A 16,482-nucleotide genomic window follows, 5' to 3' on the forward strand; every position below is an offset into this window, starting at 1 on the left:
AGTCCAACAACTTGTCTACACTGCGTCGCATGTCACCTCGCCGAAGCTACGACCAGTACTGTTCCGCCGCCCGCGCGCTCGACGCCGTCGGCGACCGCTGGACCCTGCTGATCGTCCGGGAGCTGCTCGCCGGGCCGCGACGCTACACCGACCTGCACGCCGACCTCCCCGGCGTCAGCACCGACGTGCTCGCCTCCCGGCTGAAGGACATGGAGCGCGAGGGACTGACGACCCGGCGCAGGCTGCCGCCGCCCGGAGCGGCGTACGTCTACGAACTCACCGCGCGGGGGCACGAGTTGCTGCCGGTGCTGGAGGCCCTCGGCGCGTGGGGCGCGGGCGAGCTGGGGGAGCGGCGGCCAACGGACGCCCTGCGGGCGCACTGGTTCGCCCTGCCCCTGCTGCGCGCCCTCAGGGAGGCCGGGGCGGCTCAGGGGCTGGTCGAGGTCCGGCTGGAGGAGGGCGACTTCCACCTGCACGCCGGTGCGCGGGGGGACGGCGGCCCCGTGTACGGCGACGGGCCGGCGCCCGGTGAACCCGACGCCCGGCTGGTGCTGGACGCCGGGACGTGCGCGGCGCTGAGCCGCGGTGAGACCGGGCTGCGGGAGGCGGTGCGGGAGGGCCTGGTCGAGGTCACCGGTGACGGCACGGCGGCCAAGGCGCTGCGTGAGGGGTGAGACACCAGGAGGCCCGCCCCCGTGTGCGGGGCGGGCCTCCTGAGCGCACGTCAGGCCGTCGGCGGCACCCGGGACGGCCGGCCCGACCCGCGGGTCAGCGCGTAGCCGCCGATGCCGGCGAGCGCGGCCAGCACCGCGCCGACGCCGGTCCACACCCAGCGGTCCGACCACCAGCCCGACGACCAGCCGTCCTCCGGCTCGATCGCGGAGAGCACGGCGCCGCGCTCCTCGCCGTCCTCCCCGTCGTCCTTGCCGGAGGACACCGCGACGCCCGGCACCAGCGGCTCGGCGAGCGAGCCGTCGACCGCCGCGGCCCCGCCGATGTCCTTCGAGTCCACCCGTACCTCGGTGCCGACCGGGACGCCGAGGTCGGACGTCGGCAGGTTCACGGCCGTCAGCCGGACGTAGTACGTGCCCGGCAGCGGGTCGTTGGCCCACGGCTCCGACCAGGCGCGCACCGTGCGCAGCACGCAGGCCAGTCGCAGGGTGGAGGCGTCCGCGGCGGCGGTGCGGTTCTCGGCGCCCCACTGGCAGGCCTGGCGGCGGCGCAGACCGTCGTACACGTCGATCCGCCAGGTCTGTGCCTCGTGCGTCTCGGGCAGCTCCACCGTGGCCCGTACGGTGGGCCGTTGGCCGGCGTCGGCGGGGAACGACCAGTACAGGTAGTCGCCCGCGGAGCCGTTCGCCGTGGCCCGCTGCCCCTGCTCGATCTCGGCCGCCGTACGGAACGACGTACCCGCCTCGGTCGGCGCGCCGCCGTCGTCCGACGGGCTCGCGGAGGGCGAGGGGCCGGCCGCCGCGGGGGCCGCGGCGAGTCCCAGCAGCAGCACCGTCGCGCTCAACGCTCGGGTCGATCGCATCAGTTGGTCCTCCAGACCGCGAACCGCCAGCGCGACAGCCAGCCCCACAGCAGACCGGCCAGGAAGCCGACGAGCACCAGCACGCCGAGCAGCCACCAGCCCCGGCCGAGACCGAAGGAGGCCACGTCGTCGGCGTCACTCGGGGCGTCCACGACGTCGACGGTCAGCTCCAGCGGCAGACCGGGCGAGGTCTTCACGCCGGAGGCGACGGAGAAGGAGTGGGTGACCTGGAGGCACACGGCCTCGGTCGCCGCGTCCGCCGAGTCCTCGCCGGAGTCGCTCTCCGCCTTCGGGTATCGCAGCCCCGTCGAGAGCACGTCGGTGCGGCCGTCGCCCGCCGCCTCGCCGCGCACGATCTCGCGCCCGTGCGCCGTAACCGCCCGCAGCAGCACACCGTGGGACGGGTTCACGGCCCGGTCGGCACCCACGCTCACCGAGGCGCGCAACTCCTCGCCGGGCGCCACGTCGACCCGGTACCAGCGCTGCCCGCCGAACTCCGCGCGGTCGGTGTACAGACCCGACTTCAGCGTCGGCGCCTTCGCGCAGGAGTCCGCGCCCTCGGTGGCGACCGGCGTCACCACCGGGTCGGCCGCGCGGTCCACCAACTGGTTGACCTTCTCGGTCAGTTCGTCGGTGTGCTCGACCGACGTGTAGGTGCCGCCGGTCGCCTCGGCGATGCAGCTGAGCTGCTGCCGCATCTTCGCGTTGGGCACCAGGCCCAGCGTGTCGATGGTCAGCCCGATGCCCTTGGCGGCGATCTCGCGGGCCACCTCGCACGGGTCGAGCGGGGCGCAGGTGTCCTCACCGTCGCTGATCAGCACGATCCGCTTGGACCCGGCGCCGCCGTCGAGGTCGTCGGCCGCCTTGAGCAGCGCGGGGCCGATCGGCGTCCAGCCGGTGGGCGCCAGCGTGGCCACCGCCGTCTTCGCCTCGGTCCGGTCCAGCGGGCCCACCGGGTAGAGCTGCGCGGTGTCCTTGCAGCCCGTCCCGCGGTCGTCGCCCGGGTAGTCGGCGCCGAGTGTGCGGATGCCGAGCTGCACCTCTTCGGGCGTCGCGTCCAGCACCTCGTTGAAGGCCCGCTTCGCCGCGGCCATCCGGGTACCGCCGTCGATGTCCCGCGTCCGCATCGACCCGCTGACGTCGAGCACGAGGTCGACCTTCGGAGCGTCCTCACCCGTGGGTTCACCGGCCACCGCTCCGGCCGGGAACGCCAACCCGGCCGCCAGCGCGGCGAGCAGGGCACAGGTGCCCGCCGCCAGCCGTGTTCTTGTGATCATCGGCGGATCCTATTGACCGCTGACGCCGGGCTCCAAAACGAGACCGCCACGACGCCCCGTCTTCACCCCGCGTGCAGTGGATTGGGCAGCTCCGTCCACAGATCCCCCGCGGTCCCCGGCGAAGTACGCATCAACGTCAGCGACTTCACCGGAAGCGGCTCCTCGCACAGGGCCAGGACGTCGGGGGTGCGCGGCAGTTCGCGTACCGCCTCCTCCAGCGCCTTGCCCAGCGCCGCACCGGAACCCGCCGTCGCCGCCAGCGCGCCGCCCACCAGCGAACCGAACAACTTGCGCCGCAGCGCCACCGGATCGTCGGTGAGCATCCGCGCGGGAAGCGGCGGGACGGCGACGGCGTGCCGGGCCAGGCGGGCCGGGCTGACGCGGATGTCGGCCAGGTCGCGGTAGACCAGGCGCAGCGGTTCGCCCGTCGGGGAGAGCACCACGAGCAGGTTCTGCCCGTGCGCCTCCAGGGCCACGCCCAGCTCCAGCAGGCGCAGCCCCACGCCGAGCGCGAGCCGCGCGAACGCCGCCTGCCACTCTGGCGACCCGGAAAGGCCGATGCCCGCCAGCGCGGCCACCGGGACCACGTGCTCGCCGGGGGCCGCGTAGGCCCGCGGCGACTCGCGCAGTACGGCGGCCAGGTCGGGGGAGCCGGCGGCCACCGCGCCCAGGGTGCCGGTGACGTGCAGCAGCCCCTCCAGGCGCGCCGCCAGCTCCTGCCCGAAGCGGGACACGTCCGCCGACGCGCCGACCGAGGCGACCGAGATGTCCCGCACCGAGGACGTCAGGCGGGCGCTGAGCGCGGTCTTGACGTGCGGTCCGCCGGGCACGGCCAGCGTCCGCAGGGACATCAGCGGGTGCGCGGCGATCCCCTCCTCGCAGGGCCGCTTGAGTACGTGCGCCGCCTGCCACGGATGCACCGGCACCAGCACCGCGGGCCCGTCGCGCCACTCCCGGGGCCACGCCCCCGTCACCAGGCACTCGGCCGCCGGGACCGGCACCAGGCCCAGCTCCACCACCGGCCCGTGCTCGGGCCCGTACGCGAGCTGCTCCGCGACCGAGAAGCCCGGCCGCGAACGGCAGCCGGGGTGGTAGGGGTGCCCGTCGACCACGCGCCGTTCCCAGCCCCAGTCGGTCTCCGGCCACTCGTCCGGGTGAACCTCCGGCGCCGCACCGCCCACCCCCCGCGGCTGTCCGGCGCGCGACAGCGCCAACGAGGCGACGCTGTGCCCGAGTTCGGCCGCGAACCCGGTGGAGTGCGCTACGGCGAGGTCGGTCATCAGCCGCTCCGGATCGTCGTACGCGACCTCGTCGAGGTGGACCACCGGGGCGTACGCGTCCGTGCGATACGGGTCGGCCGCCGGACCGGCCAGCCGTCGGCCGTCCCCGAGGCGCAGCACCAGTCCGTCGCCGGCGGACTCCCGGCCCGCGATCCAGGGCAGCGGCTCGTGGGCGAACGCACGCCACAGCCGGGACAGCACGGCCGCGCGGGCACCCGGCCGCTCGGCGGCGAACCGGTCGGCCAGAGCGGGGCGGACGGCCGCCAGCTCGTCGGCGACCTCGGCCTCTGTGCTGCTGGGACGGTGCACGGGCGGGCTCCTCGGGTACGGGTACGACGGCAGGCGGAGGGACGATCACGGACCTGACGTCTACAGACATACTGATCGTCTCCGTCCTCTCCGCCATGGACAGACCGTAGGGAACGAGTGGAACGCGTGGATCTCCTGCCCCTGCCCACCGGCGCCGCCCGGGACGCCGCTTCCCCGGGCGGCATCGCCGAACGCGCCGACGCCTGCGCGGCCGTACCGCTGCTGAACTGCCTGCTGCGCGAGGTGGCCCGGCCGCTGCCCGGCGCCGGGGCGCGCCCGGTGTACCGGCTGCCCGGCGGCAGACTGCTGCGGGTGCGCGCGGGCCGGCGCCCCGCCGAACCGGAACTTCGCGCGGCGGGTGGCTGGCACCGCGTCGGCCACGCCGAGCTGGTGAAACTCGTCTCGGAGGAGCTGCGCCGGCACACCGGCCTGGCCAACCACGAACTGCCCACCGAGATGACCGACAGCCGGGACGCTCTGGCCGCGCTGCTGACGGCACGCGCGCGTGCCACCCCGCCGGAGGACTCCTACCTCCGCTCCGAGCAGTCCCTCCTCACCGGCCACACCCACCACCCCGCCCCCAAAGCGCGCGGCGGCGGCCCGCACTCCGGCTGGCTGCCCTACGCGCCCGAGGCGCACGCCCGCTTTCCGCTGGTGCTGCTCGGCGTGCGCGAGGACACGGTCGTCGACGAGGGCGACACCGCCGCCCTGGACGCCCTCGGCCAGGCCCCGCCCGGCTACCGGCTGCTGCCGGCCCACCCGTGGCAGCTGGACCTGACGGCGACCGCACTCGCCCCCGCCTTCCGCGACGGGCGGCTCGTCCGGCTGGGCACCACCGGCTTCTTCACCTGGCCGACGGCGGCGATCCGCACGGTGTACGCGCCCGAGTACCTGCCGGGGCGCGACCTCTTCCTGAAGTTCAGCCTCGACGTGCGCATCACCAACGACATCCGGCGCCTGTGGCGGCACGACCTGCTCCGGCTGCGCCGCACCGACACGGCGGTCACCGAGGCGTTCGCCGCCGCCGGGCCCCCTGCGGCCTGGCTCGGCGACCGCGGCCACCGCACGGCGGACTTCGCCTTCGAGGAACTGGCCGTCGTCGTCCGCGACGGACTGCGCGACCGCGTCCTGCCCGGTGCGACCCCGCTGCTCGCCGCCGCGCTCGTGGAGGGCTTCCCCGGCAGCCCCCTGGCCCGCGCCACCGACCCGGCGGCCTGGTGGCGGGCGTACCTCGACGCCGTCGTGCCGCCCGTGCTGACCGCCTTCGCCGACGACGGCGTCGTCCTGGAGGCCCACCTCCAGAACACCCTGGTCGCCGTGGACGCCGACGGCACCCCGGTCCAGGCCCTGTTCCGGGACGCGGAGGGCGTCAAGCTGCTGCCGGACACCTCCCGCGCGGACGGCTGGGAACGGCTGGTCTACTGCCTGGTCGTCAACCACCTCTGGGAGATCGCCGCCGCCCTGGCCGAACACCACCCCGGCCTCGACCCCTGGCCGGCGGTCCGCCGCGCCCTCTCCCGCCACACGCTCCCCGAAATCCCCGCCCTGCTCAGCGCTCCCACCCTCCCCGCCAAGACCAACCTCCTCCTGCGCTGGACCGGCGCCGACGGCGCGGAGGCCCGCTACCTGCCGCTGCCCAACCCCCTGCGGGAGGCGTGAGCGGCCCGGGTCCGCCGCGATAATCCGTGCGATCGCGGGCCCCGGAGGGGCACACTCACTGCATGGCGGACATCGAGGCGTTCCGGGACGAGGCCGCGCGCTGGGCGGCCGGCGGGACCGGTGACACGGCGGGCGAGCTGGCGGAGGCGCTCGGGCTGCGGACGGCGGTGCTGCTGGAGGGCCCCAGCGACCTCGCGGCCGTCGAGGCGCTGGCCGTGCGGGAGGGCCGGGACCTGGTCGCCGAAGGGGTGGCCGTGGTGGCGATGGGCGGGGCGATGAGCGTCGGCCGCTACGCCGGTCTGCTCGGCCCGCCCGGTCTCGGCCTGTGCCTGAAGGGCCTGTGCGACGTGGGCGAGGTGCGGTTCTACGAACGGGGCTGGCAGCGGGCCGGGGCACCGCGGGACTTCTTCGTCTGCGAGGCGGACCTGGAGGACGAACTGCTCCGCGCCCTCGGCCCGGAACGGGCCGAGGAGATCATCCGGGCCGAGGGCGAGCTGCGCCCCTGGCAGACCTTCCTGGGCCAGCCCGCCCAGCACGGCCGCTCCCGGCACCAGCAGCTGCGGCGCTTCCTCTCCACGAAGAAGGGCCGCAAGATCCGCTACGGCCGCCTCCTGGTCGAGGCCCTCGACCCCGCCCGGACACCCGCTCCACTTCGCGGACTCTTCACGGGCCTGTGACCGGACGGGCGCGTCAGAACCGGGTCAGCCGACCGATGTCCACCGGGTCGATCCCGGTGAGCTGCGCGATGCGGGGCGCGGGGATCCCGGCCGCGTGAGCACGGTGCACCAGCGTCTCCCAGTCCTGGGTGGCCTCCCGGAAACCGAGGAGCTCCCTCTCCAGGTCGGTGATGGACGCCGGGGTGCACTCCTGCTCCACCCGCAGGGCCTCGTCCGCGGTCAGCGGCACGGGCAGCCGCTCGGCGTCCTCCGGGATGAGGACGTCCTTGGCCGCCGGAAGAATCCTGACCTGCTCGGACCCCGGCGCCGTACCGTGCGCGGAGAGCCAGCCGCGTACGGCGGGCGTCTCCAGACACTCCAACGGCCCGACCGCCGCCAGCGGCGCCGCGAGCCGCGGATGACGCTCCGGCAGCAGGAACAGGTACGCGTCATCGGCCATCGCTCAACTTCGCCTTTCCCGACACGGGTGTGAGGCACTGATATTAGTGCGGTCCGGGAGGGCCGGGCGCCGTGAGCCGGGACGTGCCCCTAGTAACCTGACCTCCGGTCGTGGAGCGGACTCCGGGGGCCGATGAGATGGGTGGGCAGGGAAAGTGCTGAGAGAGGTCGCGGCGACGCGTTACGTCGCACCCCTGCACGAGGGCGGTTCGGTGCCGGGTCTCGTCGAGGCCGACGACCTGGGCACTTACGTTCTGAAGTTCACCGGCTCCGCGCAGGGCCGCAAGGCGCTGGTCGCCGAGGTGATCGTCGGGGAGCTGGGGCGGGAGCTGGGGCTCCGGGTGCCGGAGCTGGTCCTCGCGCACTTCGACCCGGCGACGGCCGAGGACCAGCCGCACCAGGAGGTGCGCGACCTGCTCGACGCCAGTGCCGGACTCAACCTCGGCATGGACTACCTGTCGGGCGGCGCCGACCTCACGCCGGAGCTGGCCGGAACGTTCCCCGTGGACGCGCGGGAGGCCGGGCGCGTCGTCTGGCTGGACGCACTCACCGTGAACGTGGACCGCACGGTGCACAGCTCCAACCTGATGGTCTGGCCGACCCTCGGTGTCGCACCCCCGCGCCTGTGGCTGATCGACCACGGCGCCGCGCTCGTCTTCCACCACCGCTGGGACACCTCCGCCCCGGAGAAGGCGTACGACTTCCGTCACCACGCCCTCGGCCCCTACGCGCCCGACGTCCGGGCCGCCGACGCCGAACTCGCCCCGAAGGTGACGGAGGAGCTGCTGCGCGACGTGGTGGGCCGGGTGCCGGACGCCTGGCTGACCCCCGAGGCGGGCTTCGGCACACCGGACGAGCTGCGCTCCGCCTACGTCGGCTACCTGCACGCGCGCGTACGGGCCTCGGCGCAGTGGCTGCCCACCCACTTCCCGGGCCGCGACGAGCTGGCCGCCGAGAACGCCGCCCGCGCCGCCCGGACCGAGCGGGGGCGCCCGGACTGGCTCAAGCGCGTCCCCGACCTGCACGGCAGGCCGGCCGCCGAACGGGACTGGTCCGCCCACGTGGACTGAGACACGACCGCGCCCCCGGTGCTGTGCGGTACCGGGGGCGCGGGCCGGGTCACGGGACCGGGCGTCAGCCCTTGAGCTGCTCGTACGCCGGCAGCGTCAGGAAGTCGGCGTAGTCCTCGTCGAGCGAGACCGTCAGGAGCAGGTCGTGGGCCTGCTGCCAGTTGCCGGCCGCGAAGGCCTCGTCGCCGATCTCCGCGCGGATGTTCGCCAGTTCCTCGGCGGCGACCTTGCGGGCCAGCTCGGCGGTGACCTGCTCGCCGTTGTCGAGGACCACCTCCGCGTTGATCCACTGCCAGATCTGCGAGCGGGAGATCTCGGCGGTGGCCGCGTCCTCCATCAGGTTGAAGATGGCGACCGCGCCGAGACCGCGCAGCCATGCCTCGATGTAACGGATGCCGACCTGCACCGCGTTGACCAGGCCCGCGTAGGTCGGCTTGGCGTCCAGGGAGTCGATCGCGATGAGGTCGGCCGCCTTGACGTCGACGTCCTCGCGCAGCCGGTCCTTCTGGTGGGGCCGGTCGCCGAGGACCTTGTCGAAGGACTCCATGGCGATCGGGACCAGGTCGGGGTGGGCGACCCAGGAGCCGTCGAAGCCGTCGCCGGCCTCGCGGTCCTTGTCGGCGCGGACCTTCTCGAAGGCCACCTTGTTGACCTCGGCGTCCCGGCGGGACGGGATGAACGCCGCCATGCCGCCGATCGCGTGCGCGCCGCGCTTGTGGCAGGTGCGCACGAGGAGTTCGGTGTACGCGCGCATGAACGGGGCGGTCATCGTGACCGCGTTGCGGTCCGGGAGGACGAACTTGGCGCCGCCGTCACGGAAGTTCTTCACGATGGAGAACAGGTAGTCCCAGCGGCCCGCGTTCAGCCCCGAGGCGTGGTCGCGCAGTTCGTAGAGGATCTCCTCCATCTCGTACGCGGCCGTGATCGTCTCGATCAGGACGGTGGCGCGGACGGTGCCCTGCGGGATGCCGACGTAGTCCTGCGCGAAGACGAACACCTCGTTCCAGAGGCGGGCCTCCAGGTGCGACTCCGTCTTGGGCAGGTAGAAGTACGGGCCCTTGCCGAGGTCCAGCAGGCGCTGGGCGTTGTGGAAGAAGTACAGGCCGAAGTCGACCAGCGCGCCCGGTACCGGACGGCCGTCGACCTGGAGGTGGCGCTCGTCGAGGTGCCAGCCGCGCGGGCGCATGACGACCGTCGCCAGCTCCGCGTCCGGGCGCAGGGCGTACGACTTGCCGGTGCGCTCGTCGGTGAAGTCGATGGCGCGGTGGTAGGCGGCGGCGAGGTTGAGCTGGCCGCCGACGACGTTCTCCCAGGTCGGCGCGGAGGCGTCCTCGAAGTCCGCGAGCCAGACCTTCGCGCCCGAGTTGAGGGCGTTGATGGTCATCTTGCGGTCGGTCGGACCGGTGATCTCGACCCGGCGGTCCTGCAGCGCGGCCGGAGCGGGGGCCACCTTCCAGGAGTCGTCCGCGCGAATGGCGGCGGTCTCCGGGAGGAAGTCGAGCGTGGAGGTGCGGGCGATCCCGGCGCGGCGCTCCGCACGGCGGGCGAGGAGCTCGTCACGCCGGGGCGTGAACCGCCGGTGCAGCTCGGCCACGAAGGCGAGCGCCGCATCGGTGAGGACCTCTTCCTGCCGGGGCAGGGGCTCGGCGTCGACGATGGCCAGCGGGGACGGCGCTGGTGCGGACATGAGCTGTCACTTCCTTCAGCGTGGCACCGGGTGCCAGAGGGTGCGTATGGGGGCATTACGCACTCGCCGTGCAGTCGAGTGCTTCTGGTCAGTGGATACTAGTTTCCTCATCGTGGAACTTCAATGGTTTGTTGACGTCGAGATTCTCCGGTTCGAGGAAAGGTGGCGCTCGGTGCCACGCCCTTCACTCAAGGTGGACCAGGTCGGCCTCGGTGTCGATGTCGTACGGCTGCGCCACGTCTGCGCACTCCACGAGCGCGATCTCGGCCTCGTGTTCCCTCAGGTAGGCGCGTGCCCCCCGGTCCCCGGTGGCAGTCGCCGCGACCCCCGCCCAGTGCGCGGCGCCGAGCAGGACGGGGTGCCCGCGCACCCCCGCGTACGCCGCCGACACGAGCGACGTCTCGTCCCGGTATCCGGCGCGCACCCGGGTCATCGCCTCCGCGCCGATGCCGGGCTGGTCCACCAGGCAGACCAGGGCCGCCCGCGCCGCCGTCCCGGTGAGCGAGTCGAGCCCGGTCCGCAGCGAGGACCCCATGCCCCGCTCCCAGTCCGGGTTGTCCACGAGTACGCAGCCCGCGAGATCCGCCCGGTCGCGTACGTCCGCCGCGCGCGCCCCGAGGACGACGTGCACGCGGGTGCAGCCGGCCGCGCGGAGCACGGCGACCGCGTGTTCGACGAGTGGGTGTCCACGGTGTTCGAGCAGTGCCTTGGGGCGCCCGCCGAGCCGCCGGCCGCCTCCGGCGGCCAGCAGCAGCCCCGCCACCTGGTCTTCGTCATCCGTCATGGGTCCTGCATACCCGACGGCCCGCCAAACGTCCGGGCGTGCGCGGGGTTGCCGAAGACTGAAATTCGGTCCGCGTGGTGGCGTGCGCCGGGCGGCGTGGCGTTTACTGGCCCGCGCACGACGGGGTTCGAGGGGGAGGGCTGTGTTGCGGAGCTTGGGGCAGAGGCGAGGGACCGTCGGCGACGAGGACGTGAGGGTGGCGGAACTGAGGGCCGCGGTGTCCCGGTTGCGCCGCCAACTCGCCCTGCTGCCCGCCGACTTCCCGGACCGGGCGATCGCCGAGAACGAGCTGGCCGACCTCGCTGCGATGGCGGGGAACGGGATCCCCGAGGCGCCACGGCTGCGCCGCTCCCTGCTGCTGATAGCCGCCGCGATCGGCTCCGTCAGCGCCCTGTCGCCGGGGCTGACGGAGGTCCGGCACGCCGTGGAACTCTTCGGGGACCCGCCCCCGCGCGGCTAGGGGCGGTCGGGCGGCTTCAGGCCGCCGGGTTGCCGTTCGACGTCAGCAGTGCTTCCGACAGTTCCGCCGCCACCTGCTGGAGCAGGGGCACGATCCGGTCGGTCGCGGCCTCGGTGACACGGCCCGCCGGGCCGGAGATCGAGATGGCCGCCGCGGTGGGGGAGTCCGGCACGGAGACGGCCAGGCAGCGCACGCCGATCTCCTGCTCGTTGTCGTCGATCGCGTATCCCTGGCGGCGCACGTCCGCCAGCGCCGCGATGAACCCGTCCGGCGTGGTGATCGTCTTGTCGGTCGCGGCCGGCATGCCCGTGCGGCCCAGCAGAGCGCGCACCTCCTCCGCCGGGAAGTCCGCGAGCAGCGCCTTGCCGACGCCGGTGGAGTGCGGCAGGACGCGCCGGCCGACCTCGGTGAACATGCGCATCGAGTGCTTGGACGGCACCTGGGCGACGTACACGATCTCGTCGCCGTCGAGCAGCGCCATGTTCGCCGTCTCGCCCGTCTCCTCGACCAGGCGGGCCAGGTGCGGGCGGGCCCAGGTGCCGAGCAGCCGGGAGGCGGACTCGCCCAGGCGGATCAGGCGGGGGCCGAGCGCGTACCGGCGGTTGGGCTGCTGACGGACGTATCCGCAGGCCACGAGGGTGCGCATCAGGCGGTGGATGGTCGGCAGCGGCAGGCCGCTGCTGGCCGACAGCTCGCTCAGGCCGACCTCGCCGCCCGCGTCCGCCATCCGTTCGAGCAGGTCGAAGGCGCGCTCCAGGGACTGGACGCCGCCTGTGGCGGACCTGGCGGAGTCGGTGGTGCTGGCGCTGGACGTCGGCACGGCACGTTCCTTTCGGGGCTGGCGGGAGGAAAGAAGCGTACCCGGCGGCCGGTTGACTACCGGCTTGTACGTAGCTACGTTCTGCTTGCTGGAATTCTAATTCCGCTTTGTGGAAACGTCCAGGGCTTGGTACTGGGCATGCCTCCACAAAGGGTGCCTCTTGACGGGGTCCGGCGGGGAGTGAAGACTCCTTCAACAGAACGTTGAAACACAGGGCAGGGAAGAGAGGGGTTCGGGTGTCGCAGGCTGAACTGGTGCTGCGCTCGACGCGCGTCGTCACTCCCGAGGGGACACGCGCCGCGTCGATCGCGGTGACCGGAGAGAAGATCACCGCCGTCCTCCCGTACGACGCCCCCGTCCCGGAGGGCGCCCGGCTGGAGGACGTCGGCGACCACGTCGTCCTGCCCGGCCTGGTCGACACCCACGTGCACGTGAACGACCCGGGGCGCACCGAGTGGGAGGGGTTCTGGACCGCCACCCGCGCGGCGGCGGCCGGCGGCATCACCACCCTGGTGGACATGCCGCTCAACTCCATCCCGCCGACCACGACGGTCGGTCACCTGCGCACCAAGCGCGAGGTCGCCGCCGCCAAGGCCCACATCGACGTCGGCTTCTGGGGCGGCGCCCTGCCCGACAACGTCAAGGACCTGCGCCCGCTGCACGAGGCCGGTGTCTTCGGCTTCAAGGCGTTCCTGTCGCCGTCCGGGGTCGACGAGTTCCCGCACCTCGACCAGGAGCAGCTCGCCCGGTCGCTGGCGGAGATCGCCGCCTTCGACGGCCTGCTCATCGTGCACGCCGAGGACCCGCACCACCTGGCCGCGGCCCCGCAGCAGGGAGGTCCGAAGTACAGCCACTTCCTCGCCAGCCGCCCGCGCGACGCCGAGGACACCGCGATCGCCACCCTGCTCGCGCAGGCCAAGCGGTTCGACGCCCGCGTGCACATCCTCCACCTCTCCTCCAGTGACGCCCTGCCGCTGATCGCGGAGGCCCGCGCCGACGGCGTGCGGGTGACGGTCGAGACCTGCCCGCACTACCTCACGCTCACCGCCGAGGAAGTGCCGGACGGCGCCAGCGAGTTCAAGTGCTGCCCGCCGATCCGCGAGGCCGCCAACCAGGACCTGCTGTGGCAGGCCCTCGTGGACGGCACCATCGACTGCGTGGTCACCGATCACTCGCCGTCCACCGCCGACCTCAAGACCGACGACTTCGCCACCGCCTGGGGCGGCATCGCCGGTCTCCAGCTGAGCCTGCCGGCGATGTGGACCAAGGCCCGCGAGCGCGGTCTCGGCCTGGAGGACATCGTGCGCTGGATGTCGGCGCAGACGGCGCGCCAGGTGGGTCTCGACGGGCGCAAGGGCGCCATCGCGGCCGGACACGACGCCGACTTCGCCGTCCTCGCCCCCGAGGAGACGTTCACCGTCGACCCGGCCGCCCTCCAGCACCGCAACCGCGTCACCGCGTACGCGGGCAAGACCCTGTACGGCGTCGTGAAGTCCACCTGGCTGCGCGGAGAGCGCGTCCTGGCGGACGGCGCGTTCACCGACCCGAAGGGACAGCTCCTCACCCGGACCGGAGACGTCCGGACCCCCTGAACCCAGACCACCCCGAACGACCCCGAGAGGAACACCTGATCACCGTGACGGCCCAGCAGAACTCCCAGTTGGCCAGCTTCACCGGCGACGCGAACCCCTACGGAGGCGGTGACCCGTACGCGGACTACCGCACGGCCGACCTCCCGTTCACCCATCTCGCGAACCTCGCCGACCGGCGACTGGGCGCCGGTGTCGTCGCCGCCAACGACGAGTTCTTCGCCCAGCGCGAGAACCTGCTGGTGCCGGAGCCCGCCGAGTTCGACCCCGAGCACTTCGGGCACAAGGGCAAGGTCATGGACGGCTGGGAGACCCGGCGGCGGCGCGGCGCCTCCGCCGAGCACCCCTGGCCCACCGAGGAGGACCACGACTGGGCGCTGGTCCGGCTCGGCGCCCCCGGCGTGATCCGCGGCATCGTGGTCGACACGGCCCACTTCCGCGGCAACTACCCGCAGGCGGTCTCCGTCGAGGGCGCCACCGTCGAGGGCTCCCCGTCGGCGGAGGAACTGCTCGCCGGGGACGTCAAGTGGACGACCCTCGTCCCGCGCACCCCCGTCGGCGGCCACGCCGCCAACGGCTTCGCGGTCTCGGCCGAGCAGCGCTTCACCCACCTGCGCCTCAAGCAGCACCCCGACGGCGGCATCGCCCGGCTGCGCGTGTACGGCGAGGTCCTCCCGGACCCGGCCTGGCTCACCGCCCTCGGCACCTTCGACGTGGTCGCCCTGGAGAACGGCGGCCGGGCCGAGGACGCCTCCAACCTCTTCTACTCGCCGGCCACCAACACCATCCAGCCGGGCCGCTCCCGCAAGATGGACGACGGCTGGGAGACCCGCCGCCGCCGCGACCAGGGCAACGACTGGATCCGCTACCGGCTGGTGGACCGCTCCCAGATCCGCGCGATCGAGATCGACACGGCCTACCTGAAGGGCAACTCGGCCGGCTGGGCCTCGGTGTCGGTGCAGGACGGCGAGAGCGGGGAGTGGCGCGAGATCCTGCCCCGCACCCGCCTCCAGCCCGACACCAACCACCGCTTCGTCCTGCCGGAGCCGGCCGTCGGCACGCACGCGCGCGTGGACATCTTCCCCGACGGCGGCATCTCCCGCCTGCGCCTGTTCGGCTCCCTCACCGAGGACGGCGCGGCCCACCTGGCCGCCCGTCACCAGGAACTCGGCGGCTGACCCCGCCCTTCACACCCACGCGCGGGGCGCCCGGCCGGACAGCACCGGTGCGCCCCGCGCGTGCGTTCTCCCACGGTGTGCGCGTGCAGCGCCGGAGGGTGCCCTACGCCGTGTGGCCGCCGTCCACGGCGAACTCCGCGCCCGTGACGTACGTGGCGCCGGCCAGGTACGCCACCGTCGACGCCACCTCGTCCGCCGTGCCGAAGCGGCCCAGCGCGGTCAGTGCCGACTGGCCGTCGGCGTACGGCCCGTCGGCCGGGTTCATGTCGGTGTCGATCGGGCCGGGGTGAATGATGTTGGCGGTGATGCCGCGCCCGCCCAGTTCCCGGGCCAGCGCCTTGGTCAGCCCGATCAGCGCCGACTTGCTCATCGCGTACAGCGTCCCGCCGGGACCCGGCACGCGCTGCGCCATGCAGCTGCCGATGGTGATGATCCGTCCGCCGTCCGCCATGCGGCCGGCCGCCGCCTGCGCGGTGAGGAAGACGCCGCGCACGTTGACGGCCAGGACCCGGTCCAGGTCGGCGACCGAGAACCCCTCGATGGGGCCGAGCAGCCCGACGCCGGCGTTGTTGACCAGCACGTCGAGCCCGCCCAGGGCGTCGGCGGCCCGCTCCACCGCCCCCGCCGCCTCGCCCGGGTCGGCGGAGTCCGCCCGCAGGGCCACCGCCCGTCGTCCCAGCGCCTCCACGGCCCGTACGACGTCCGCGGCGGCGTCCTTGCCGTTCACATGGGTAAGGGCCACGTCGGCGCCCTCCCGCGCCAGCCGCAGGGCGGTCGCGGCGCCGATCCCGCGGCTGCCGCCGGTGACGAGGGCCGTCCGGCCGAGCAGAGGGGCGGAGAAGTCGCGTGCCGAGTGGTCGATGCGTGCATTCGTGCTCGTGTTCGTGTTCATGCGGCCATCCCAGCGGGTGGCACGCGCGCACGCTGGCGGCGATCGGACGTCGAACCCGGACGGTCCTCACCCGGCCGCCGGTCCCGGCGCGGTACAACGACACCGCCACGCCTCACGCGTGCGCCGACCGGTCTCCGGTTGGCCGTCTCGGCCTTCCTCGGCCTGGCCTGCGCGGACTCCATTTGGTGCCCTCATCGCTGTTCGAGGCCGATTACTCCCCGTCGGAAACGCAGGAAATCTGTACTGGCTGGAGTAGACATTGGGAGGTGGTGTGGTTATGGTTTATCCCGTGACCCAGAGAGACAGCAGGGCCTGGCAGACATGAACTGCCTGGCAGTAGTACGTAGTTGCAGTGTGCAGGACGGTGCGGTGGTGGAGTCCCGGAGCCAGGGATGCAGGATGGTGACGGGGCTGACGACCGGACCGGGTGGCTCGCAGTGATCAGGAGCCGCCGTGAGCAGGACCGGCAAGTGAAGTTCGCAGTACCCAGCAGTGCAGTCAGTGAGCGGTACCTCGGTGAAGGCGTCGGCTGCGGACGCGCGCACCGGGAGGTTCGGCAGTGGGGTTCTGAGCCAGAGAAGATGCAGGACGGGCGACGGGGCTGGCTGCCGAAGAGTGGCGCTGTGACAGGTCACTGAGCAGGTCGCATCACCAGTAGTACCCGGTAGAGCAGTACCAGCAACGAGGGAATGAACGGAGGAATGGGGAGCCATCAGGATCGCCCGGGCGGCTTGTCGAGTCCGGGTACCGCAGGACATCGATAGTGAGGTGGTCTCCGGTCGAGCAACCGCGATCCCAGCATCCCCGGCAGCATTTCCGGTCGGGTGT

General features: G+C 73.3%; 15 protein-coding genes. 7 read left to right on the forward strand and 8 right to left on the reverse strand.

What is annotated here, in order from left to right; genetic code table 11:
• Positions 1-29: 29 nt before the first annotated feature.
• Positions 30-674: a winged helix-turn-helix transcriptional regulator gene (locus OIE75_RS31480; RefSeq protein WP_329472959.1), complete on the forward strand. Its 645-nt coding sequence runs from the start codon at positions 30-32 to the stop codon at positions 672-674.
• Between the two features lie 50 nt (positions 675-724).
• Here OIE75_RS31480 and OIE75_RS31485 read toward each other — a convergent pair whose 3' ends face one another.
• The 3 genes from OIE75_RS31485 to OIE75_RS31495 form a co-directional block, all read right to left on the reverse strand.
• Positions 725-1,534 carry a hypothetical protein gene (locus OIE75_RS31485; protein ID WP_307015877.1) on the reverse strand — a complete coding sequence of 270 codons (810 nt, stop codon included), beginning with the start codon at positions 1,532-1,534 and terminating at the stop codon, positions 725-727.
• On the reverse strand, positions 1,534-2,811 hold the full coding sequence (locus tag OIE75_RS31490; protein WP_307015878.1) for a VWA domain-containing protein: 1,278 nt from the start codon (positions 2,809-2,811) through the stop codon (positions 1,534-1,536). Before OIE75_RS31490 ends, OIE75_RS31485 begins: the two co-directional genes overlap by 1 nt.
• 62 nt (positions 2,812-2,873) lie before the next feature.
• Entirely contained in the window at positions 2,874-4,400 is a 1,527-nt protein-coding gene (locus OIE75_RS31495; RefSeq protein WP_329472960.1) for an IucA/IucC family protein, read from the reverse strand.
• Positions 4,401-4,517: 117 nt separating this feature from the next.
• On the opposite strand from OIE75_RS31495, the gene OIE75_RS31500 reads away from it, so the two are divergent.
• Both OIE75_RS31500 and OIE75_RS31505 read left to right on the forward strand, forming a co-directional pair.
• A complete protein-coding gene (locus OIE75_RS31500) occupies positions 4,518-6,059 on the forward strand; it encodes an IucA/IucC family protein (protein WP_329472961.1) in 1,542 nt (513 codons plus the stop codon).
• Between the two features lie 62 nt (positions 6,060-6,121).
• Positions 6,122-6,736 carry a TOPRIM nucleotidyl transferase/hydrolase domain-containing protein gene (locus tag OIE75_RS31505; RefSeq protein WP_307015881.1) on the forward strand — a complete coding sequence of 205 codons (615 nt, stop codon included), beginning with the start codon at positions 6,122-6,124 and terminating at the stop codon, positions 6,734-6,736.
• A 13-nt stretch (positions 6,737-6,749) separates the two neighbouring features.
• Here OIE75_RS31505 and OIE75_RS31510 read toward each other — a convergent pair whose 3' ends face one another.
• Positions 6,750-7,175 carry a DUF6003 family protein gene (locus OIE75_RS31510; RefSeq protein WP_329472962.1) on the reverse strand — a complete coding sequence of 142 codons (426 nt, stop codon included), beginning with the start codon at positions 7,173-7,175 and terminating at the stop codon, positions 6,750-6,752.
• 154 nt (positions 7,176-7,329) lie between these two features.
• On the opposite strand from OIE75_RS31510, the gene OIE75_RS31515 reads away from it, so the two are divergent.
• Complete coding sequence (locus OIE75_RS31515; protein ID WP_329472963.1) at positions 7,330-8,244, forward strand: HipA family kinase; 915 nt, start codon at positions 7,330-7,332, stop codon at positions 8,242-8,244.
• Between the two features lie 64 nt (positions 8,245-8,308).
• On the opposite strand, the gene aceB is transcribed toward OIE75_RS31515, so the two are convergent.
• Both aceB and OIE75_RS31525 read right to left on the reverse strand, forming a co-directional pair.
• Positions 8,309-9,931, reverse strand: coding sequence for a malate synthase A (aceB, locus tag OIE75_RS31520; RefSeq protein WP_329472964.1), 1,623 nt, complete (start codon positions 9,929-9,931; stop codon positions 8,309-8,311).
• Between the two features lie 184 nt (positions 9,932-10,115).
• Positions 10,116-10,715 (reverse strand): nucleotidyltransferase family protein, encoded by a 600-nt coding sequence (locus OIE75_RS31525; RefSeq protein WP_329472965.1) that lies wholly within the window; start codon positions 10,713-10,715, stop codon positions 10,116-10,118.
• A gap of 142 nt (positions 10,716-10,857) precedes the next feature.
• On the opposite strand from OIE75_RS31525, the gene OIE75_RS31530 reads away from it, so the two are divergent.
• Positions 10,858-11,175, forward strand: a complete 318-nt coding sequence (locus tag OIE75_RS31530; protein ID WP_329472966.1) for a DUF5955 family protein — start codon at positions 10,858-10,860, stop codon at positions 11,173-11,175.
• A gap of 16 nt (positions 11,176-11,191) precedes the next feature.
• On the opposite strand, the gene allR is transcribed toward OIE75_RS31530, so the two are convergent.
• On the reverse strand, positions 11,192-11,995 hold the full coding sequence (gene allR, locus OIE75_RS31535) for an allantoin degradation transcriptional regulator AllR (RefSeq protein WP_234961703.1): 804 nt from the start codon (positions 11,993-11,995) through the stop codon (positions 11,192-11,194).
• Positions 11,996-12,231: 236 nt separating this feature from the next.
• Here allR and allB point away from each other — a divergent pair, with 236 nt between their 5' ends.
• Complete coding sequence (allB, locus tag OIE75_RS31540; RefSeq protein WP_329472967.1) at positions 12,232-13,587, forward strand: allantoinase AllB; 1,356 nt, start codon at positions 12,232-12,234, stop codon at positions 13,585-13,587.
• Positions 13,588-13,631: 44 nt separating this feature from the next.
• Entirely contained in the window at positions 13,632-14,762 is a 1,131-nt protein-coding gene (gene alc / locus OIE75_RS31545) for an allantoicase (protein ID WP_307015891.1), read from the forward strand.
• A gap of 103 nt (positions 14,763-14,865) precedes the next feature.
• Here alc and OIE75_RS31550 read toward each other — a convergent pair whose 3' ends face one another.
• Positions 14,866-15,654, reverse strand: a complete 789-nt coding sequence (locus OIE75_RS31550) for an SDR family NAD(P)-dependent oxidoreductase (protein ID WP_329472968.1) — start codon at positions 15,652-15,654, stop codon at positions 14,866-14,868.
• Positions 15,655-16,482 lie beyond the last annotated feature (828 nt).

Source organism: Streptomyces sp. NBC_01723 (genome assembly GCF_036246005.1).
Taxonomy (GTDB): Bacteria; Actinomycetota; Actinomycetes; order Streptomycetales; family Streptomycetaceae; genus Streptomyces.